Source organism: Planococcus halocryophilus (assembly GCF_022489025.1).
Lineage (GTDB): Bacteria > Bacillota > Bacilli > Bacillales_A > Planococcaceae > Planococcus > Planococcus halocryophilus_A.
In genome coordinates this window covers 177,984-197,181 of record NZ_JAKVTG010000004.1, presented here as the reverse complement: position 1 = coordinate 197,181, position 19,198 = coordinate 177,984, and the positions used below count along the sequence as shown (strand labels likewise).

20 protein-coding genes and 2 riboswitches are annotated in these 19,198 nt (G+C 39.9%); of the genes, 10 read left to right on the top strand and 10 right to left on the bottom strand.

The features are described 5' to 3' along the window. Positions 1–87 precede the first annotated feature (87 nt). The 3 genes from MLE13_RS07210 to MLE13_RS07200 form a co-directional block, all read right to left on the bottom strand. Entirely contained in the window at positions 88–1,038 is a 951-nt protein-coding gene (locus tag MLE13_RS07210; RefSeq protein ID WP_240748997.1) for a 2-hydroxyacid dehydrogenase, read from the bottom strand. A 72-nt stretch (positions 1,039–1,110) separates the two neighbouring features. Continuing rightward, positions 1,111–1,725: a DedA family protein gene (locus MLE13_RS07205; RefSeq protein ID WP_240748996.1), complete on the bottom strand. Its 615-nt coding sequence runs from the start codon at positions 1,723–1,725 to the stop codon at positions 1,111–1,113. 14 nt (positions 1,726–1,739) lie between these two features. Next, positions 1,740–2,828, bottom strand: a complete 1,089-nt coding sequence (locus MLE13_RS07200) for a metallophosphoesterase (protein WP_240748995.1) — start codon at positions 2,826–2,828, stop codon at positions 1,740–1,742. A 324-nt stretch (positions 2,829–3,152) separates the two neighbouring features. Here MLE13_RS07200 and MLE13_RS07195 point away from each other — a divergent pair, with 324 nt between their 5' ends. The 5 genes from MLE13_RS07195 to MLE13_RS07175 all read left to right on the top strand — a co-directional run bounded on the left by MLE13_RS07195 (position 3,153) and on the right by MLE13_RS07175 (position 6,566). Continuing rightward, positions 3,153–3,500, top strand: a complete 348-nt coding sequence (locus tag MLE13_RS07195) for an ABC transporter permease (RefSeq protein WP_240748993.1) — start codon at positions 3,153–3,155, stop codon at positions 3,498–3,500. 13 nt (positions 3,501–3,513) lie between these two features. Next, a complete protein-coding gene (locus MLE13_RS07190) occupies positions 3,514–4,152 on the top strand; it encodes a PspA/IM30 family protein (RefSeq protein WP_240748992.1) in 639 nt (212 codons plus the stop codon). A 62-nt stretch (positions 4,153–4,214) separates the two neighbouring features. Next, entirely contained in the window at positions 4,215–4,913 is a 699-nt protein-coding gene (gene liaF / locus MLE13_RS07185) for a cell wall-active antibiotics response protein LiaF (protein WP_240748990.1), read from the top strand. Beyond that, positions 4,910–5,956 carry a sensor histidine kinase gene (locus tag MLE13_RS07180; RefSeq protein WP_240748989.1) on the top strand — a complete coding sequence of 349 codons (1,047 nt, stop codon included), beginning with the start codon at positions 4,910–4,912 and terminating at the stop codon, positions 5,954–5,956. The genes liaF and MLE13_RS07180 overlap by 4 nt, the downstream gene beginning before the upstream one ends. After that, positions 5,931–6,566, top strand: a complete 636-nt coding sequence (locus MLE13_RS07175; RefSeq protein WP_240748987.1) for a response regulator transcription factor — start codon at positions 5,931–5,933, stop codon at positions 6,564–6,566. Before MLE13_RS07180 ends, MLE13_RS07175 begins: the two co-directional genes overlap by 26 nt. Before the next feature lie 47 nt (positions 6,567–6,613). On the opposite strand, the gene mbcS is transcribed toward MLE13_RS07175, so the two are convergent. The 5 genes from mbcS to MLE13_RS07150 form a co-directional block, all read right to left on the bottom strand. Then, positions 6,614–8,191 (bottom strand): acyl-CoA synthetase MbcS, encoded by a 1,578-nt coding sequence (mbcS, locus tag MLE13_RS07170; protein ID WP_240748985.1) that lies wholly within the window; start codon positions 8,189–8,191, stop codon positions 6,614–6,616. Positions 8,192–8,216: 25 nt separating this feature from the next. Next, a complete protein-coding gene (locus MLE13_RS07165) occupies positions 8,217–8,783 on the bottom strand; it encodes a hypothetical protein (protein WP_240748983.1) in 567 nt (188 codons plus the stop codon). 3 nt (positions 8,784–8,786) lie between these two features. Beyond that, positions 8,787–10,436, bottom strand: coding sequence for a sodium:solute symporter family transporter (locus tag MLE13_RS07160; protein WP_240748982.1), 1,650 nt, complete (start codon positions 10,434–10,436; stop codon positions 8,787–8,789). A 3-nt stretch (positions 10,437–10,439) separates the two neighbouring features. After that, positions 10,440–10,709 carry a hypothetical protein gene (locus MLE13_RS07155; protein ID WP_240748981.1) on the bottom strand — a complete coding sequence of 90 codons (270 nt, stop codon included), beginning with the start codon at positions 10,707–10,709 and terminating at the stop codon, positions 10,440–10,442. A gap of 407 nt (positions 10,710–11,116) precedes the next feature. Continuing rightward, complete coding sequence (locus MLE13_RS07150) at positions 11,117–12,376, bottom strand: mechanosensitive ion channel (protein ID WP_240748978.1); 1,260 nt, start codon at positions 12,374–12,376, stop codon at positions 11,117–11,119. Between the two features lie 225 nt (positions 12,377–12,601). Here MLE13_RS07150 and MLE13_RS07145 point away from each other — a divergent pair, with 225 nt between their 5' ends. Beyond that, entirely contained in the window at positions 12,602–12,832 is a 231-nt protein-coding gene (locus MLE13_RS07145; protein ID WP_240748976.1) for a helix-turn-helix domain-containing protein, read from the top strand. Between the two features lie 86 nt (positions 12,833–12,918). On the opposite strand, the gene metX is transcribed toward MLE13_RS07145, so the two are convergent. Continuing rightward, positions 12,919–13,932 (bottom strand): homoserine O-acetyltransferase MetX, encoded by a 1,014-nt coding sequence (metX, locus tag MLE13_RS07140; protein WP_240748974.1) that lies wholly within the window; start codon positions 13,930–13,932, stop codon positions 12,919–12,921. Between the two features lie 12 nt (positions 13,933–13,944). Continuing rightward, positions 13,945–15,237, bottom strand: a complete 1,293-nt coding sequence (locus MLE13_RS07135) for an O-acetylhomoserine aminocarboxypropyltransferase/cysteine synthase family protein (protein WP_240748972.1) — start codon at positions 15,235–15,237, stop codon at positions 13,945–13,947. Between the two features lie 94 nt (positions 15,238–15,331). Next, positions 15,332–15,449, bottom strand: a riboswitch (SAM riboswitch). A 132-nt stretch (positions 15,450–15,581) separates the two neighbouring features. On the opposite strand from MLE13_RS07135, the gene MLE13_RS07130 reads away from it, so the two are divergent. The 4 genes from MLE13_RS07130 to MLE13_RS07115 all read left to right on the top strand — a co-directional run bounded on the left by MLE13_RS07130 (position 15,582) and on the right by MLE13_RS07115 (position 19,125). Then, positions 15,582–16,223, top strand: coding sequence for a glycerol-3-phosphate acyltransferase (locus MLE13_RS07130; protein ID WP_240748970.1), 642 nt, complete (start codon positions 15,582–15,584; stop codon positions 16,221–16,223). 112 nt (positions 16,224–16,335) lie between these two features. Then, a riboswitch (SAM riboswitch) is annotated at positions 16,336–16,450 on the top strand. 133 nt (positions 16,451–16,583) lie between these two features. After that, the gene (locus MLE13_RS07125; RefSeq protein WP_240748969.1) at positions 16,584–17,615 is read left to right on the top strand and encodes a methionine ABC transporter ATP-binding protein; all 1,032 of its coding nucleotides are present in this window, start codon (positions 16,584–16,586) and stop codon (positions 17,613–17,615) included. Continuing rightward, positions 17,605–18,255, top strand: a complete 651-nt coding sequence (locus MLE13_RS07120) for a methionine ABC transporter permease (RefSeq protein WP_240748967.1) — start codon at positions 17,605–17,607, stop codon at positions 18,253–18,255. The genes MLE13_RS07125 and MLE13_RS07120 overlap by 11 nt, the downstream gene beginning before the upstream one ends. A 36-nt stretch (positions 18,256–18,291) precedes the next feature. Next, positions 18,292–19,125, top strand: a complete 834-nt coding sequence (locus MLE13_RS07115) for a MetQ/NlpA family ABC transporter substrate-binding protein (RefSeq protein ID WP_240748965.1) — start codon at positions 18,292–18,294, stop codon at positions 19,123–19,125. The last annotated feature ends 73 nt before the right edge of the window (positions 19,126–19,198 follow it).

The window sequence follows — 19,198 nt, the reverse complement described above, 5'->3', positions numbered from 1 at the left end:
CAACTCTTGCAAGATAAGCGTGTTTTACACATATGATTTTTAAAACTAAAAAAAGCAGCTATACAACTGCTGCTCATAGGTCTATATTTAGCAAACTCTGTTTTTAACTGATTTGTTTTCAAAGCAAGCTTTAATTGCTTCTGCGTTTAATGCCATCATTTCAAGACGCGTTTGGACTGTAGCACTGCCGATATGTGGTAATACCGTTACATTGGGTAATGTCAGCAAAGGATGATCTATAGGCACTGGTTCTTGTTCAAACACATCCAAACCTGCACCCCAAATTTGTTTTTCTTTTAAGGCTTCATATAATGCCATTTCATCAACGATGCCACCTCTAGCTACATTGATCAAACAAGCACTCTCTTTCATCATTGCCAATTCTTTTGCACCAATCATGCCTTTTGTTTCAGGCGTCAAAGGCGTTAAAATCACAACATAATCTGAGGTTTTCAACAATTCCTCAAATTCGGCATAACGAACGTCTTCTAAATTTCTTCGCGTCCGATTGTGATACAAAATGTCCATCCCGAATCCTTTGGCACGTCGAGCTACAGCTTCACCGATACGACCCATTCCGATAATCCCAAGCGTAGCCCCACCCACGTTTTGTCCCGTCATTCCCATTGGTGTCCATGACTGCCAATCTCCTGAGCGAACTGCTTTTTCTGCTTCTATCACTCTTCGAGCAGTGGCCAATAATAAGGCAAAGGTCAAATCTGCAGTCGATTCCGTTAATACATCTGGTGTATTCGTAACCGTCACACCATGTTTGTGTGCGGCTTCTAGATCGATATTATTGTAGCCAACCGCTAAATTACTAACAATTTTCAAGTTAGGGGCAGCTTCAAAAACCTCGCTATCCACTCGATCAGACAACATGGTCCAAAGCGCATGCGCTTCTTTAGCTTCTTCAAGCAATTTCTCACGCGGAGCAGGTGTATTTTCTTCCGGCCACATTCGGACTTCGTATTGTTCTTCTAATTCGGCTACTGCTTGATCTGGTAACTTTTGAGTAATGAATACAATCGGCTTCATAACCATCCTCCGTCCCTTATTGTTACACAATTATAACAATTAAAAAAACTCCCGGCAATTGCCAGCAGTTTTCTACTTATTACTTAATCTTGTTTTTCTAATGTAATACCAAACAGCCGCTATAACGCTAAATGCGATTAAGACATAAACTGCGTTCGAATAAAGCGATAATTGGCGCATAATTTGTTGTCGGTTTTCTCCCACCGCTTCGCCCACGAACACTAAAATAGTATTCCATAGCAAAGTGCCAAGTGTACTAAAGATAATAAATAGCCATACTTTCATATTCGACATTCCCGCTGGAATCGAAATCAAACTACGTACTAACGGAACTAACCTTCCGAAAAACACCGTCCAAACACCAAAGCGGTCGAACCAACTATCCGCTTTATGTATATCTTCTTTTTTCACGCGCAGCCAATTGCCATACTTATCAATAATTTTCTCCAGTCGTTCTACATCTAAAAGTAATCCAACGCCATACAACATCATCGCTCCACTCACAGAGCCAGCCGTTGAAGCTGCTATTACTCCTGGAATGGTCATGGTCGTAGTGGTCGTCATAAATCCGCCGACCGTCAAAACCACTTCTGACGGAATCGGGGGAAATATATTTTCTAACAGAATGAGAAAAAAGATACCAAAATAGCCATAATCGGACATGACCGAAGTAATCCACTCTTCCATCTAAACACTCCTTTTTAAGATGGTGATCGAAAATTCATTGTGACCGACCATAATTCTGAGCGACTCCCGATACGAAGTGGAGGTCCCCAAAAACCAAATCCAGAAGACACAAGAAAATGCGTCCCTCTCAATAAACGATACCCATAATCTAATTCAAAAATGCGCTTTGTCAATAAATGATTGGGCCACATTTGGCCTTTATGCGTATGACCTGACATGTGAAAATCCACACCAAGTTCACTTGGTTTTTTTAAGTCTGCTGGCGTATGATCCATCACAATCCAAGGCAAGTTATTTCCTTCTGGTTTCAATTCAGCTAATGAAACCCGGTTATTATTCGTCCGGTCCTCACGTCCTGTTAAATAAAAACGATCTGCAATCAAAAGGGTTTCGTCTTGCAAAATTTTCACACCTGACTTTTCCATCATTTTTACTAACAACGGAATTTTCTTACCGTAGTACTCATGATTTCCCAAAACACCATAAACGCCCAACGACGGTTTTAGCTGTTCCATCACTTCAGACATACCGTACCGTGCATACCAAACTGGATCATCGTCTACTAAATCCCCTGCTAGAAACACAACATCTGGATCAAGCGCATTTGTTTTATTTACAAAACGCTGCAAATGCCGTTTTCCTGACAAAAATCCTAAATGAAAATCAGATCCGATTACCATATGGAGGGGCTCCTCTGATTTTCCTGCTACTGTAATTTCAAGTTTTCGCACAACCGGACTGTACGCTAAATATGTACCCACTATGAATAATACTAGTAAGATAAGTGCTGTTGCCAACCCAATAAAAAATACATCATTTTTAGTTTCTACTAGTAATGCAGCGATATTCGCCAATGGAATCAATAAAATAGCGTATTGTAAAAATGCAAACCAATAAGAACCAAGCACCGTAAAACCAAGCCATTTATGACCGATTCTGCCAATAACATAACTATACGCAATCACAAACCACAGAGCCGAAAATAGCCACGGATTAACACTTTCTATAAAACTTGTGAGCCAGACATAAACTGCCCAACCCAAATACGCAACAAGCGTAGAATAAATTAATAACGTACTCCCAATGCCGGCTACTATCTTCATATACACGCCTCTTCCTTTTCCTAAAGTGTCCGCTTTTAATATGAAAGGAACATTTTTTCCATATCACAAAAAATAGTATAGCATTTCAGTTCACAACCTTCGCAATTGAACTCTTTTTCACTCTATAAGTGTCCAGGTTCAACTTTCTCACCTACCCGATTCAACCGAACATTCATTTCCCACCCCTGTCCCAAGCCTCCGGCACGACTAACGCCTAGACTCTTCTACGCCTCAAGACCTAGTGAAAGATGCAGTCAGAGACCGTATTGGAAAAACCATTCTCTTAGTATGATTAACTTACAAATTAAAGAGGAGGCAAACACCATGAACAAATTTTGGTTAGTAACACTCGGCATTATTGCCGGAATCGTCGCAGTTTCCAATGTCGGTGCTTTATTCGCATTAGGAATATCTGCTGTCGTCGTCTACGTAGGTGTGCATTATTACTTACGCAGCTTATCCACTTGGTCAAAAGTATTTTGGGCAGCAGTCGGCGTTGTTGGTGCAGTTTCTGCCATTTCTAACGTACCTGCATTGATTGGTCTCGCTGCACTCGCAGGACTGTGGATGATTTACCGTAAATGGAACGGTCAAAGCGTTTCGGTTAATAACTTAAAAGAAAGTGACCCATTTACAAATTTTGAATACCAATGGAACAAGTTAACTAAATAGGGAGGTAATAAACATGATAACTTTATGGGAACGTTTAAAATTTGCAGTAACAACTGATGTGGATGCCATCGTCGCAAAAAAAGAAGAAAAAAACCCACTGGCCTTGCTCAATCGCTATATAACAGAAGCAGAAAACCAAACAACGGCTACAGGAAAATGGGTCGAACGCCAAGCCCAGTTAAATGATAAACTAGAAAAAGAATTGGCTGAAGCTTCTGCTATGTTCGATAAGCGCCAAAGTCAATCCGACTTGGCACAAACATCAGGTGAAGAAGATCTTGCTGACTTTGCAGCGATGGAAGTTCAAACTTATGCTGCACGTGTAACGACTTTGCAAAACAACCTCGATGAAAACATCGCGGAACTAACAGGTTTAGAACATCGCTACGAAGAAATGAAACACAAAGTAAAAGACATGAAAGTAAAACAACTTCAATTAATGGGCAAAGAAAACGCTACTCGAGCACATTACCAAATGGACAAACTACTGAGTCCTGAACTTGTTGCAGAACGCATTGGCTCTTTTGAAGATATGACTTCGTACATTACGACACTGGGTACGAAAGTTGAAGAACGTCATGAACGCTCAGCGATGGAACGCCGTCTCGAATCTTTAGAGAAAAAGAGCGTAAATCAAAAAGAACTTGTTTAAACTAGAATGAGGAGAAGGTTTCTTCTCCTCATTTTTTCTGATACAAAGAAGGAGGCAAAATCATGCCGCATTTTTCAACAAACAAACAAGCGTTTCTTATTTTGAGTGCCTTATTTTTAATCTTTGTAGAAGCTGCCTTTTTTGAAAATGGCAGTGTGTTTTTGATTCTTCTTGGTATCGGAACCATCTACTATGCATTAAAAAACAAAGTAAAATACCGCCGTTCTTATTTTTGGGCAGGTACTTTTCTAATCGGGATTTCCATTTTGTCGATGTGGAGTTTACGCTTGATGGTGTTTAGCCTGGCCGTATATTTGTTGCTTCGTTTATGGAAAGGCAATGACTGGCTTCAAACAGCTCCTATTTACGAAGCAACTGATAAAGGACTTATTCAAAACAAAGTGCTATCTACACAAAGTACACCAATAGAAGCATATGAATGGAAAGACATACATGTCCAAGGATTTGTCGGGGATATTTTAGTGGATACGACGCAAACGGTACTGCCTAAAAAAACATCACTCATTTCTATTCGTCAAGGTTTCGGGAAAATCCAAGTTGTTGTTCCTTATGAAGTTCCTGTACGTGTTTTTTATTCAACACTTCTCGGTGAATCCCGCTTTTTCAATGGGGACAAAAAACGCATTATTAACGGAACCCTTCATGCAGAAGATGGCTATCCACTAGACGAGGGCAGTAAAGTTGAATTGATCGTCTCTGTGACTACTTGGATGGGAGATGTCGAGGTGATTCGCCGATGAGACAAATACTTCCGCGCAGCTTATTCTTTATTACGCTGTTTGCTTTAATTGTTTTTAGCATTTTATTTGCTTTACTTGGCTTGCCTTCACTTAAGAGCTGGGCTGTTTTATGGCAAGATTTTATCGCGGGACTGCCGCTTGGCATTTGGTTATTGGTTCTTATGCTTGCTTTGTCTGTTGGTATTTCGTGGTGGACTGAATCGTTATCACGTTCAAAAGTACAAGAAATCGAAGAAATTTTCCAAGCACTTTTACGTAATGAAGACAACACCGTAGTTCAAGCAGCGAACATGAAAACTTTGCCACGGAATTTATCTAGTTCTATTTTAAAACTGCAAAAGCTTCTGGAAACGCAGCGTAAAAGTTTAACGCGGATTGCTAACGAACGTGCCGAAACACAAGACCAAATTATTCAAGAGCGTTTGATCATGGAACGACAACGACTGGCAAGAGAATTGCATGACTCTGTTTCGCAACAACTTTTTGCTGCTTCAATGTTGTTGTCGTCTATGACAGAGAGCGAAGATGCACAACCCGGGCTGTTGCAAACAGAAAAAATGGTGCAACAAGCTCAACTAGAAATGCGTGCGTTGCTTTTGCATTTACGCCCGGCTGCTCTTCACGACAAGAGTTTGCGTCAAGGTTTGTTTGAATTGGTTAGTGAACTGAAAGAAAAAGTGTATTTTACGATTGATCACAAATTAGAAGAAGTGCCTTTACAAAAAGGGGCGGAAGATCACTTGTTCCGTATTGCACAAGAAACTTTATCAAATACATTGCGCCATTCGAAAGCCACTGAAGTTCATATTTTGTTTGTCGAGCGAGATAATTTCGCAATCTTGCGCATACAAGACAACGGCGTTGGATTTGAAAGCGAACAATCCAAATCGACTTCTTACGGCTTAAAGCATATTGAAGAACGCGCTATCGAAATCGGGGCGACAAGCAAAATTGTTTCTGTCCCTTCTGAAGGTACCATTGTAGAAGTAAAAGTTCCGATTGAAAGGAAGAAAACTGATGATTCGAATCTTATTAGTGGATGACCATGAAATGGTACGCATAGGTGTCTCAGCTTACTTGCAATCTCAAAAGGATATGGAAGTCGTAGGAGAAGCTACAAACGGTCAAGAAGCTTTCCAAATGGCGTTAAATTTAAGACCTGATTTAATTTTAATGGATATGGTGATGCCCATTATGAACGGGGCAGAAGCGACAAAAGCCATCATTGACCAGTGGCCAGAAGCTAAAATTATGATTGTCACAAGTTTTCTCGATGATGACAAAGTATACCCAGCACTTCAAGCGGGAGCGGTCAGTTATATCTTAAAAACGTCAAAAGCTTCACGGATTGCCGATTCGATTCGAGAAACTATGAACGGTACACCGGTTCTCGAACCAGAAGTAATGACCAAAATGATGAAACAAATGCGTCATGAACGAGTTCTTCATGATGAGTTAACTGAACGTGAAATAGAAATTTTACTGCTACTCGCACGTGGTTTAACCAATCAAGAAATTTCCGATCAATTGTTTATTGCGGTCAAAACGGTTAAAACGCATGTCAGCAATATTCTCGCGAAACTCGAAGTTCATGACCGAACTCAAGCCGTAATTTATGCATTTCAGCATAAACTAATTGTCCCTCCTAAATAAAACGAAAAAAATGCCGGACAGTCTAGATGCTGTCCGGCATTTTTTAATTATGCATTTAGTTTTCGCAACTCGACGCGGCGAATTTTGCCCGAAGCGGTTTTTGGCAGTTCTTCTAGAAATTCAATGACACGCGGATACTTATAAGGCGCTGTGATTTCTTTCACATGGTCTTGTAATTGTTTAACTAACGCATCTTTATCCGGAAAATCTTGAGCATTTCGCAACACAACATAAGCTTTAACGATATTGCCCCGAATTTCATCAGGTGCAGCAACCACAGCACATTCTTGAATTGCTTCATGCTTCATTAATGCATCTTCAACTTCAAAAGGTCCAATAGTATAACCTGAGCTGATGATAATGTCATCACTTCTTCCTTCAAACCAGAAGTAGCCATCTTCATCGCGCGATGCTTGGTCTCCCGTTAAGTACCAATCACCACGGAAAGCAGCTTGTGTTCGCTCAGAATCACGGTAATACTCACGGAATAAAGCCGGACAATCGCGGTGAACAGCAATATCTCCTACTTCACCTACCGCTGTCGGATTGCCTTCATCATTAATGATATCAACTGGATTACCTGGTGTTGGCTTGCCCATCGACCCTGCTTTCACTTCCATGTCTTGCAGAGTTCCAACGAGTAACGTGTTTTCTGTTTGTCCATAGCCATCGCGAACATTTAAATTAAATGCTTGTTGGAACGCTTCGATTACTTGTCGGTTTAAAGGCTCTCCAGCAGACACGGCAGATCTTAACTCTGGCAATTTGTAAGAATCGAGATTCTCTACTTTTGCCATAATCCGATATTCTGTTGGCGTACAGCAAAGAACGTTGATTTCTTCAGTTTTTAGTAAATCTAAGTATTTTAATGCATCAAACGGTCCGTTGTAGACAAAAGCTGTAGCACCTAATGTAATAGTTGATAGGAATGGACTCCAAATCCACTTTTGCCAACCCGGAGCTGCCGTTGCCCAAACCATATCGCCACTTTTAACGCCAAGCCATTTTGTTGCTGCTGTCCGTACATGGGCATAACCCCAACCATGAACGTGTACTACGCCTTTTGGATTGCCGGTTGTTCCTGATGTATAAGACAAGAACGCCATATCTTCACGATTTGTGACGACAGCATCGAAATTTGGCGACTCTTTTTCTGCTAGCTCCTCAAAAGATTGCCAGCCTTCTTCTTTGCCGCCGATAATCAGTTTATTGTTTAATGCTTCAAGTTCTTCATCAATCGAATTGGTTTCAGCAGTCGTTTTATAATGTGCCACAATTCCTTTTGCTTCCGAATGATGCATCCGGTAGACTAAATCTTTTTTGCGGAGCATTTCAGAACATGGTATCGCTACGATTCCCGCACGTAAGCAAGCTAAATACGTAATGTACGCTTCCGGAATACGCGGAAGAATAATTAGCATACGGTCCCCTTTTTCAATCCCCAGCTTTAGCAAAGCTTGAGCGTATTGATTCATTTTATCGATGAGCTCTTTATAAGAAAGATCTTCGCGATTGCCTTCGCTATCTAACCATCTAATGGCCAATCGCTCACTGTCTTCTTTGTACTCTTCCAATTCCGAAGTAATATTGTACTGCTCCGGTGCAATTAAATCTTTGAATTCCATAAGATAGCCCCCATTCTAATTTTCTTCATGCTGGCGGTATGATTAAATAGTAAACACTCGCTAAAAAAGCGAATGCCGCCAACGCTGCCAAATAAGCTTTCGCTGATGTGAAATTTTGAGTTGTTTTAATAATTTTAACGGATACGAGATACATCCAAACAATTCCTATTACAAGTAGTACATAAACCAGCGGATGACCGTTCCCAGCTCCGACTAAATATGGGGCACCAAGAAGACCTGGTAGTAAAGCTACAGGTGCCGATTGGTTAATATCCCGTAATAGCCCTTTTCCACCAAAAGCTTTCGCCCCTGCCCACAATAGCAAAGCGAGACCAATTTTCGTAATAAACGCCATGAGCAATCCAAACAAAAGAAAAATTGCTGGTACAAAGAAATTTTGCAATACAGCTGAATCGAAACTTGCTATGTATGAGGCATTTGACGCGATTGAAATCGCGCCATAGCCCAAACCAACGATGAACAGCAATAGATTACTCACCCATTGTGTTTTCGGTAATGCTAAAAATGACCGAAAAGATGAATCATTTAAGGCAACCATTTTCCCGACCATTTTACTCACCTTCTCTTTCATCTTCTACATTCCCCAAGGCATCAATGCCCATATTGCAACAGCCGCTGAAACGACCACTGTTACACCAGCACCAACCGTACTGTTATAACGATATGATTTGATATCTCTCCACCCGTGAATGCGTTCAATCAATTCGATATCAGATTGCTTTGTCAGTTTTCCTTGTAAACCTGGCATACGGTTCGTAATATACGAAACGACAATTAGTAAAATGAAACTGATCGGTACAGCAAGCATTGCACCTGATAATCCCATCCCATCTGTAACTCCGTGCCCAGTCAATACAATACTTGGAAAAACGAATGGCGATACGATGATGTAAACCGCACCACCAACGATCGAAGCGGCAATAGCTCCAAATTTATTGGCTTCTTTCCACCAAACTCCAACAATAATTAGCGGAGCATTTGTGACTCCAGCTAAACCGAATGCCCACAAAATACTAACTACTAAGAAAGCCGGAGGTTCGATTGCTAGCAAAATACTAACCAACCCGCCCGCAAAAATTGCAATAAAGCCGATACGTAGACTTAGGCGTTGAGGAATATTTGGCTTTAACGTTGCGATAATATCTTGTGAAATCAAGGCACCAATCGCTAACAAATTACCGCTCAATGTTGATAGTCCTGCTGAAATAGCTCCTGCAATGACAAGTGCCGTTACCCATTCCGGGTTATAAACCAAGTTCAAAATAATCGTTAACTTATCAGCATCACCTTCTGAAATCACTAAACCTTCAGTAGTTGTGGCAAAAACGCCTACAAAGCCCATGGCATAAGTTGCTGAGAAAACTAATCCAAGGATAAAAGCGAACCAAACCATTGCAGAGCGCGCACTTTTCAAGCTAGATGCAGTATAAACACGCATCGCTAAGTGGGGTAATCCTAAAGCTCCAATGGTTAAAGCTGGAATAATAGAGAAATACCATTTAGGTGAAAATTGATAGTCAAAGAAAGTTGGCAACGAGTCCAGCATCGCCGGAACCATGTCCGCATAAAAGAGTGGCGGGAAATACCATCCGGATGCTCCAATTGCTTTCATAATGGCACCAAGCGGGATGATAAACATTAACGCGATAATAACCATTTGAATCGCAGCATTGTTTGTTGCTCCGGCCATACCACCAATTGTGATATATCCCACAATAAGTAGCCCAAAAACAAAAAGTCCAGTTAAATAAGGAATTCCAAGTAAGGTTTCAAATGTAATCGCGATTCCAATCATTTGTCCTAAAGCATACATAACAGAAACTAATATCATGAAAAGAGCAGCGATAATAGAAGCCGTTACACCATATCGATCACGGATAAAATGAGTTGGCGAGAAAGCACCCATTCGACGAAGGCTAGTCCCATAAATAATAGTGATTAATGGAATCGCTAAAATCAATTGAATCCATAGCATGATAAATGGCACCTGTAATTTAAGAATTAATGCTGTAATCCCAAGAAATGTTGCCAAACTCATGTAAGTCGATGCCATCGCTAAGCCATTAGTAAAAGCTCCAACGTTCCCGCCACCTATGTATAGGTCTTTAGCTGATGCACTTTTCCGATTGGATACAAATCCAACGATATAAAATAATAAAAAAGTTGCTCCTACAACTGCTAAACCGAGAATTGGATTGGATAATTGCCAGTTTTGTGCTTCCATCATCTACACATCCTTTACTTCGCCTGAAACTCCAAGCGCATCGTTTTCACTATCGATTTCATCATCAATACGATTTCCAATTTTCCCAGCTACTATGGTTAATATGAAAACACCAAACCAGCCCATTAAAATCGGAACAATATACATGACCGGAAAACCGAATAGCATAGCATCTACAGGAAACACTGAGAATATTAATCCCACGTTACCCACTAATATAAAGGCGGCTGTCATCCAAATTGTAAACTGAACTTCCTTTTTATACGCTTTCATCGTATCCCCCATTTCAATTAAATTCTAATTTCCCATCCCCCAACTGAGCGTTCGCTCAGTTTTAAAAAATAAAATCCCCCTTCTTTTATTATATGAAGAATAACTCTCTTGATTGTAACCGCTCTCATAAAATCAAGTCAACTGAATTTTTTAATTATTTAAACTACTATATCAGGAGCATTTATACATTGAATACGCCTTTTCTTCCTCGTTAATATATAACAGCCTATAGTGTACGTGTATAAATTATGTATATGATTAAAAAGAATAGGGGAATATTTTATATTTCAATATAATTTCATTTTTGCTTCACTTTACATATTCTTCTTCGATATATGCTAGTACTTTTTCCAAACAACAAAAAAACCCCTTAGGTTGATGAAAACCTAAGGGGTTAGGGAATGAATTTAAAGGTTCGGCTTATCGTTTTCTTTTTCCATTTTTGCTTCAAACTTTTCAAGTTGACGCTTAGCGAAGTCACGCCCACCCATGCCGAAGGAAATTGCAAATGCTACTGCAAGTCCAGCGATAATGAATAGGAAGGCCAAGTTAACAATGTTTGTCGCAAAGTTTAATTGGTCAAGCGTCATGAATACGGCAATGATAATAATTACGTACTTCACAACAGCTCCCATAAGGCGATTGCCAGAAGCTTGTTTTACATAGTTTCCAAGCAAACTACCGCCAATTAATCCTAGACCAAGAATAATTAATGAACTAATGAGAAGTGGCAAGTATGCAATTACTGCTTCACCAATTCCATTTAATACGTCTAGTTGCAGTACGTTCATCGCTTCAACAGTAAAGAAGATGATGATGATCGCTTGCACGACTTTACCAATGATATTGGCAATATCGAAACTTGGTGTTTTCGTTTTATCTGTGTTCAAATATGTTGAGAAACGGTTAATTCCTGTTCCATTCAATAAGCTAATCAACAAATCTCCAACGAATTTAGCGATTAAGACACCCACTAGAATAAGGATGATCGCTACAAAGATGTTTGGAATCATGTTCAGCACTTGATTGAGCATGTTTACAATGGGTTCCGAGATAGATCGAATGTTCAATGTTTCTAACGCAATTGTCAAAATTGGAATTAAGACAATGACAAAGACTGTATTAGCTAAAACATTTGCTAATGTCGCCTTGTCTCCAGCGTCCATTCTCGTTGTTCCTGTCGTGCCACTTGGTTTGTTAGTAAACTTATTAAACCACTTATCAATGTTAATGGCTGTTAAAAGACTAAACACAAGATTTTTTACAAACTTAGCAACAAAGTAACCAATTACGAGGATAATAATAGCCATGAAAAGATTTGGCAAGAACGCCAACAGCTTATCCATCATGTTTGAAATTGGCTGTGCTACATTGTTCATATCCAAAGCTTGCAGAACGCTCGGAATAAACAAGATGAAGATTAGGTAATAAAGAATTTTCCCTATAGAATCCAGTATGCTGTCTGCGTCTTCTTTTGTTTTTGCCATATGGCCTTTGACCATGGCACGATCTGCACCTGCTTTTTTCAAGCCTTTAGTAAAAATAGCCCGTACAACCGTTGCAACAATCCATGCGACAAGTAATAATAATAATGCCCCTAAAACGTTTGGAATGTAATCAATAATCGTGTTTCCAACTCCTCTAAAAGAGTTGCCAATGTCATTCATAAACTCGTCCTCCTTTTATTTTTGCACATTCTATTATTATTATCCCCTTACTTCTATGAAACTAAACGCCCAGAAAATAAATTGTAGGTAATTAGTTGAAAAATTAGATAAAAACAAACCGAGTCGATTCCATGATAAATTTTTTTTACTATTAACACTAGGACGCTAATGGTTTGAGATGACTGTCTTCTTCTATTATAATAAAAGAAAAGAGGAGGCGATCCTATGTATATGACAGTCCAGGAAACTGCTGCTTTTTTGTCGATGCCTGAAGAACAAGTCAACCGTTATGTGTTAGAAGGCCGTATTCGCGCAGTTCATGATGGAGAGCAATACATGGTCAACACTTCTCAATTCGGAACGCATTTTCAGCAGTTGGAGCAGGCTAAGTTAGCGTTAGAAGAATGGCGCGCTACGCCGATTCCAGATGATGTGGATATTAAAGATGAAGACTAACTAACAAAAAGCATCGAGGGCATAATAACTGTCCTCGATGCTTTTTCATATCATTTTCTCCGTACTCTCAAATTCAATACATTTATTTACCGAATAAGCTCCGGCACTATAAGGCTTTTTAACTTTTCTTCTATAAAGCCTCCCCATTTTTCGAATTCTATCAAAAATCCGTCATGACCAAAATCAGTTTCAATGATTTTCCAAGCAGCATTAGTTTGTTTTTCAAGCCATGGAACCATCAGTTCATTCGGATAAAGTAGATCCTGTGTAAATGATAAAGAATATACCGGAACTTCTAAAACCGCATCATCAATGTCATGCGTATTCATCGCTTTTAACAACACTAAATAACTATTCGCATCGAAACGACCTGCTAATTTTTTTCCTTGATAATTTAAATATGACTGGACATTGAATTCGCTATCATTACCGCTCCGCCCAAATCGCTGATTGAACATTCTGCCACTCCGATAAGTAACCATACCAGCCATTCTAGCTACTTCGAATCCTTTTAATAAACTAGCGTCTTTGTAATTCCCGCCATTAAAATCTTTATCATTTTCAATTGCTACTATCCCAATGTGGTTAAATGCTACTCCATAGTCACTATAATACGGTGTAACAGCTAATGGGAAAATCGCTCCGACAAACTCTGGGTAAGTTCTTCCCCACTCTAGAGTTTTCATCCCCCCAAGTGATCCGCCGATTACTGCAGCCAATTTTTTAATGCCTAGTTTTTTTAATGCTAGATATTCTGCGCGCACCATATCACGTATTGTCAGGGTTGGGAAATCAGCTTTGTATGGTGCCCCACTTAAAGGATTTACCGATAAAGGTCCCGTCGATCCATGACAACCGCCTAACACATTAAAAGTAATCACTTGAAAAACAGTCGTATCCACTGGCATCCCCGGACCAACTAGTCCCGCCCACCAACCTGGATTTTGCTCTGTGCCAACGGTATGTTGATCTCCAGTTAGCGCATGACAAACCAGAATAACAGGAGCATTTTTATCTCCGAGACGTTCATATGCAAGTTCTACATTGTTTATCGTCTTAGTTGAGTCCAAGGTTAATGAGCCAACGGATACTGTTTTCATGCCGATTCCTCCTTATACGTTTTCTAACACGGTTACTTGGATTGCCTGCTCTAAGTCAGCAATTAGATCTTCTGCATTTTCTAATCCCACAGACAGTCGGATTAACTCTTCTGTTACGCCTGATGATTTCAGTTCTTCATCGTTTAATTGTTGATGTGTAGTAGAGGCAGGATGGATGATAAGCGATTTCGCATCTCCAACATTGGCTACATGAGACCAAAGCTTAATGTTGTCGATTACTTTACGTCCGGCTTCTCGTCCACCTTTAATACCAAAATTGACAATCGATCCATAACCATCATTTTTCAAGTATTTCTTCGCAATTTGATGAGAAGGATGATCTTCAAATCCTAGGTAATTGACCCACTCAATTTGCGGATGTTGTTTTAAGTACTCTGCAATAATTTGAGCGTTGCTATTGTGCTTTGGAATCCGCAAATGTAAAGTCTCTAACCCTTGCAACAAAGCATGGGCGCTATCAGGGCTTAATGACGGGCCAAAGTCACGCAATAATTGAACGCGTAGTTTTGTCGCAAAGGCAGCATCCGGTACATCAATGCCATAACGCAATCCATGGTAAGTTTCATCCGGTTCTGTATAGTTCGGGAAACGTGGATTATCCCAATTGAATTTCCCAGCATCTACTGCCACTCCACCAATTGTCGTCCCATGTCCACCAATCCATTTTGTAGCAGAATGAATGACTACATCTGCTCCAAACTCAATTGGATTGCTACCGTATGGTGAAGCAAATGTATTATCAATCAATAATGGCAATCCGTGTTCATGAGCAATTTCTGCTACTTTTTCTACGTCAAAGACATTCAGACTAGGGTTACCGATAATTTCACCAAACACCGCTTTTGTTTTATCTGTAATGGCTGCTTTAAAATTCTCTGGGTTCGTCGCATCTACAAATTTCGTTGTAATGCCATAACGCGGCAATGTATTGGCAAATAAATTATAAGTTCCCCCATAAAGACTGCTATCTGCTATGATTTCATCTCCAGCTTCTGCAATGTTCAAAATAGAAAAGGCAATTGCAGCCATTCCTGAAGATAGAGCAACTGCTGCAGTCCCGCCTTCAAGTAATGCTACTCGCTGCTCAAATACGTCAACGGTTGGATTCATAATACGGGAGTAAATATTCCCGACATCTTTTAAACCAAATAAATCTTGTGCATGCTGCGTATCTCTAAAAACATAAGAAGTTGTTTTATAAACCGGTACACCTCTCGATCCAGTTGTTGGATCTACTTGTTGTCCACCGTGTAATAATAATGTTTCTGGTTTTAAGTTTGTCATTTTCTATTCCCCCTATTTTTTGTTTTGTTGCTGCGAAGAGGACGAAAAAAGCCCCCTTCGCTAAGAAGAGGGCCGCATATACGGAGTTTTCCTCCTCTTATCTATCAGAACCTCTAACTCCGGTTCTGTAGGAATTAGCACCTTTCCAGACAAAATCGTCTGTTGGTTGCCGGGCATCACAGGGCCTATCCCTCCGCCACTCTTGATAAGAGTATTAAATTAAATTTTTATCTTGTTTTGTAGTATAGGAACTTTATTTTCATTTGTCAACCCTATTAGTCAAAAAATTTTGAAACCTTCGTCTTTTTCAAACGTTATCTTTAAGTAGAAAGGAGGGCCAAACTATGTTTATTTGGATGTTTCTATTGTTTATTGTCAGCTATGGCATTGGTTGTTGTCACGGCACTTTGGCAGCACAACTGATTTCGGGTGTGAACGTCAAAAACGCTGGTGTGAAAAATTCTGGCGCCTCTAATGCGGCCATTGTTTTAGGTTGGAAATATGGATTGCTCGTTGCTATTATTGATATTTTTAAAGGATTTGCGGCAGTAGCTGGTTTACGTCTGCTACTAGGTTTAGGTAATTTCTCTCCTGAGCTCACGTGGTCGATGCTGTTTGTGGCAGGTGCTGGAGTTATTTTCGGCCATAATTTTCCGTTCTATATGAAGTTTGACGGAGGTAAAGGAACTGCTTCTGTCATTGGGGTCATGCTTGCACTCGACTGGAAGCTTGGTTTACTTGGATTATTGTTATTGATTGTCGTTTCGCTGGCAACAAACTACCTCGTTATTGGCGTACTTGTACTATATGCTATTTTCTTTGTAATAGCATTTGTCCCAGCAATTGGACCTTGGCCACTACTGATCTCCACATTACTTTTTGCAATGGCCGTTTGGAAGCACCGCGAAAATATTATACGAATAAAGAATGGTACTGAAACAAAAGTATCTGCAGTTTTTAAAAAGAAACCTTCAACTCCAATTTAGTTAGGAACTTGAGCATATTTTAAAAGTACTGAAATAAAAACTAGTATTCTTCTTGACTTTTTTGTTATTCCGCCATAAAGTAGGAATCACGAATCGAATAGCATACATCACTTTCTTATCCAGAGAAACCGAGGGACAGGCCCTATGACGTTTCGGCAGCAGATTTGTTTAACCACAAAAACTGTGCCAACTCCTGCAAATGCACTCGTGCATTTGGAAGATGAGAATTAGATGGTTTCTACAGGAGCCCTCTTTTTTCTTATGGTTTAAGAAAAAGGAGGGCTCTTTTTGTCTAGTTTCTCAACGGATTGTGAGCATTAACGATTTGAAAAAAACGCAGCATGGGGAGGTCAAGTCAACATGATTCAATTCGAAGGCGTCGCCAAAATCTACCAATCAGGTAAACAGGAAATCCATGCATTAAATGGCATCGATTTAACTGTCGAAACTGGCGAAATCTACGGAGTTATCGGCTTTAGTGGAGCCGGTAAAAGTTCATTAATCCGCACAGTAAACTTCCTCGAACGTCCTTCTAAAGGACGTGTATTAATTCACGGAAAGGATATTTCGACGCTATCTAGCAAAGAAATCCGTACCATCCGAAAAGATATCGGTATGATTTTTCAGCATTTTAATCTACTGAATTCTAAAACCGTTTTTCACAATGTGGCTATGCCCCTGCTACTGGCAAAGACGCCTAAAGCAGACATTGAAAAACAAGTAAAAGATTTGCTCGACTTTGTAGGACTTGCAGACCAAGCAAAAAAATATCCAGATCAATTGTCGGGTGGACAAAAGCAACGGATCGGTATAGCTCGTGCTCTTGCTACAAACCCTTCTGTTCTGTTATGCGATGAAGCGACGTCAGCGCTTGATCCTCAAACCACTAAATCGATTTTGGATTTACTCAAAAAAATCAATAAAGAATACAATATTACCATTTTGCTTATTACTCATGAGATGGGTGTTATTCGAGAAATTTGTAACAAAGTGGCGGTTCTTGAAGACGGGAAAGTCATTGAGCAAGGTACTGTTTTTGAAGTCTTTTCAAATCCACAACAAGCTACAACAAAACGGTTTGTCCGCTCGGTCATGAATGATGAATTACCTGAATCCTTGCTAGCCCAAATTCATGAACCGCATAGCGATAACACCATTTTTCGTTTGCAGTTTACAGGGAATTCAGTTGGCACACCCGTTATGTCTCGTGTGTCACGCGACTTTAACGTAGATTTAAATGTGTTATTTGGAAATATTACCGAATTACAAGGGGTTCCATACGGCAACTTAATTGTGGAATTTTCCGGCGAACTAAAAGAAATTGAACGCGCAATAACCTCTATTCAAGACAACAATATACACATAGAGGAGGTTACTCATTATGTCAGTTAACTATGATCAAATTTTAGAAGCTATATGGGAAACCATTTATATGACTGGCGCAGCATTCGGCTTTTCCTTATTGATCGGCTTTCCACTGGGAATCTTTCTAGTAGTTACCCGAAATGGTCATTTATTAGAAAACGAGTCGGTATCTAATGCATTAAACATAGTCATCAATATTTTCCGCTCGATTCCTTTTATTATTTTAATGGTCGCTATTATTCCGTTGACACGACTTATTGTCGGAACCTCTATTGGAACTGCAGCAGCAATTGTTCCTTTAGTATTTTACGCAGGACCTTATATTGCTCGGTTAATCGAAAACTCGCTCCTAGAAGTCGACAAAGGAGTTATCGAAGCGGCGCAAGCAATGGGTGCTTCACCGGCGCAAATCATTTTCCGGTTTTTGATCCCTGAAGCTCTCAGCTCACTCGTTCTTGCATTAACAATAGCTGTAGTCGGATTGATCGGTGCATCTGCTATGGCTGGCGCTATTGGCGGCGGCGGTCTTGGAGACTTAGCCATTACATACGGATATCAGAGATTCGATACCTTTATTATGGTTATCACAGTCGCTATTCTTGTCGTACTCGTGCAAGGAGTTCAATCTTTCGGCAATATACTATCAAGACGCGTAAGACGCAGTTAATACTAATAAAACCATCAAAAATTGGAGGAATTATTCATGAAAAAAATTATAGCAACAGTATTACTAACATTACTTGCATTGGTTTTGACCGCATGCGGAGACGATAGCAACGCTGAAGGTACCACGAAAGTAACACTTGGCATTAGTGGTTCGGATACGACCATTTGGGATTATATTGCTGAAAAAGCTGAAAAAGAAGGCATTGATTTGGAAATTCAAACTTTTTCTGATTATGTAGCACCTAACTTGGCTCTAGCTGAAGGTGAATTGGACTTGAACGCTTTTCAAACGATTTCCTATTTTGATGAATTTGTAGACGAACACAATATCGATATTGTCCCAATTGGCTCTACAGTCATCGCACCAATGGGCTTGTATTCCGATAAATACGAATCTATCGAGGAACTTCCAGAAGGTTCGCAAATTGCTGTACCTAACGAAGCAACGAACATGGGTCGTGCTCTTTTACTGCTGGAAGAAGCTGGTTTAATTACTCTTTCTGAAGATGCGGGACTAACTGGAACAGCTGAAGACATTACTGAAAATCCAAAAAATATCGAAATTGTCCCAATGGTTTCTGGTCATACACCACGCGCTATGCCTGATGTTGCAGCTTCGATTATTAATAATGGGATTGCTGTAGATGCTGGATTGAATCCGACAGAAGATCCTATCGCACGTGAAAGTGACACAGCAACACCATATATTAATTTGATTGCAGCAAATGCTAAAGATGCAGACAACGAAGCTTATTTGAAAATCGTTGAATTGTACCAACAAGAAGACACGACGGAATTTATCATTGAACATACAAAAGGAGCTCAAATTCCAACGAACGTGACAGTTGAAGAACTAGTCGACTACCAATAAAAATTCACATTATAATTTTACGTAATATAGATTACTGATTAACAAGTACAACTCTTTTACCATAAGTAAAATC